We start from the raw sequence: 2,715 nt of genomic DNA on the forward strand, positions 1-2,715 counted from the left end.
TTGTTTCATAGCTACTGTCAACACCCCTCTAGCTCCCCTCAAGGGGAGAATTCTCTTCTTGAATTAGACTTTAATATAAAACAAAAGCGGCAGCCATACCTGGCTGCCGCTTTTGTTTTGTCTAACGTCTCTACACTAGTACCCGAAAATCTCCTTCAGGCTCAGCTGTTTTACTTTGCCATACTTGGCCAGTTCTTTGAAGTTCAGCCGGTCTTTCGAGCCGATCACCAGGATGGCCTGTGGCTGGTTCTTGATATACTTCTGCTGGAACTCCTTCATCTGGTCGAAGGTCATGCTGTTTGCACTCTTGTACACGTCTTCGCGGATATCGTGCTCGACGCCCAGGCGCTTGGCGCGCTCGTAATCGAACAGAATGTCAGACTTGGTGATGCGCTCGGACGAAATGCTATTACGCAACGAAGCTTTTGCATTTTCGAAGTTGGCGTCGGCCAGCGGCATGTTATTGAGTAGTTCCTGCATACCTACCATCGCTTCCGGCAGCTTATCAGACTGTGCGCCGATGTAGGATTGCAGGTAGTTGGAGCGGTTCTTCTTGCTGGCCGGGCTGTAGAACGAGTACGTAGAGTAAGCCAGTGCCTTCGATTCGCGTAGCTCCTGGAACACGATGCCGCCCATGTACTCGTTGTACATGCGCACAACCGGCACGATGTCGGCGGTATAGGGTACCGATTTGCTCAGGAACAGCAGTTCGGCCTGCACCATGTCGTAGTCTGCCCAGTATACCATCGGCTGCTTGATGTCCAGTTCCGGATATATTTTCTCGGCCGGAGTTGGTTTCAGCGTAGCCGGTACGTTATGGCCGGCATTCAGGGCAGTAACCAGGTTGCCTGAATCACGTGGGCCATAGTATAACACGCGGTGCTCGTAGGTCGGGATGCTCTTGATGAGGCTGACCAGTTCCTGCGGCTTCACGGCCTTCAGCTCTTTTTCTGATAGGATCGTCGTGAATGGGTTCTTGGCGCCATACTTGGCATAGTTCACCATCGCCTGGTTCAGGATCACGCTTTTGTTCTTTTTGGCGTCGCTGCGGGCTTTCAGGATACCGGCTACCATGTTGTCCAGTGCCTCTTTGTCGGCTTTCGGGCTTTGCAGCAGGCTCTCGAACAGGGCCAGGCCTTTTTCAAAATTCTCGTCCAGACCGGTCAGGCTCACATAGACCTGGTCGCCGGAAGAAAACACGTTGAACGAAGTGCCCAGCTTGTAGAATTCTTTCTTCAGTTCTTCGGCCGTATACTTGTCGTTGCCTAGGTACTTAAGGTAATTCACCGCCATACCCAGTTTCGGGTCGTTGTTGGTGCCCATGTCCAGGATGTAGTAGAGCTGAAACAGGCTGTTTTCCTTGTTCTGGGTAGAGAGCAGCGGGATGTTGCTCTTCAGTTTCGATTCCTTGATGTCTTCTTTGTAATTCACAAATACCGGCTCCAGGGGAGAGGCCTCTTTTGCCATGAACGCTTTGTAGTAAGCCGACTGCACGTCGCGGTTAACAGCTACCGGCGTGATAACCGGCTTCTCCACTTTCTGCGCATTCGGGTCTTTGCCCGTACGCTTATAGGCCAGCACGTAGTTGTTTCCCAGGTATTTGTTGGCAACGTCCATTACTTCCTGCTTGGTGATCTTGGCAAATTCATTCGGACGGTTCACATAATCTTTCCAGTCCATCCCGTAGATAAAGGCACTCACAAAGGCATCGGCGCGGTTGCTGTTGTCTTCGTAGGCTTCCATCAGGCTGATCTTGTTGTTGTTCACGATCGCCGGAATCACCCAGTCTTCGAACTTGCCCTGCTTCACCAGCTCTACCTGCGCCAGCAGCATGTCCTTTACCTGGTCCAGCGTCTGGCCCTGGCGTGGCGCACCACCTACCCGGAAAGTAGAATAGTCTTTCATCGGCGTGTCGTAGGCGTAGGCCTGCAAAACTTTCTGTTGCTGGTTCAGGTTCAGGTCGATGAGGCCGGCCTGCCCGTTGTAGAGGATGTTGCTGATCATCTGCAGCACCAGCGCCTCGCGGCTGTTGATGCCCGGGAAACGGTAGGAAACGGACACGTTCTCGGCATCCGGTCCCAGTACTTCCCGCACAATCGGCTGCTGAATCGGCTGCTCCTGCGCTACCTTAAACTCCGGCAGCGGTTTTTTCTCCAGTTTGCCAAACTCCGCATCGATCAAACGGATAGTCTGATCAAAGTCGATGTCACCGCTCAGCGCGATGGCCATGTTGTTCGGCACATAATACGCCTTGTAATACTTCTTGATCTCCGTTATCGACGGATTCTTGAGGTGCTCGATCGTGCCGATGGTGGTTTGCGTGCCGTACTGGTGCGTCGGGAAAAGTGCCGTGTTGATCACTTCAGCTACTTTGCGGCCGTCGCTGTCCAGCGTGCGGTTCTTCTCTTCGTACACCGCTTCCAGCTCGGTGTGGAAAATGCGGGGTACCATGTCGCCGAAGCGATCAGCCTCCAGTGCTACCCAGCGCTCCAACTGGTTGCTTGGGATGTCGTTGGTATACACCGTCTGGTCTACCCAGGTATAGGCGTTGGTTCCTTTGGCACCGATCGCGCTCAGGATCTTGTCATACTCGTTGGCCACCGCATATTTGGCAGCCACACCCGAAACGGAGTCGATCTGGTGATAGATTTTCTTGCGGGCTGCTTCGTCTTTGGTCCCTCGGTACTTTTCGTACAGTGCCTCGATCTTGTCCAG

1 protein-coding gene is annotated in these 2,715 nt (G+C 53.1%); it reads right to left on the bottom strand.

The genetic code is table 11. The features are described from left to right. Nucleotides 1–135: 135 nt before the first annotated feature. Nucleotides 136–2,715 (bottom strand): M16 family metallopeptidase (locus OB13_RS19520; protein ID WP_461491861.1); only part of this gene is annotated, 2,580 nt, incomplete at its 5' end.

The organism is Pontibacter sp. HJ8 (genome assembly GCF_054824225.1).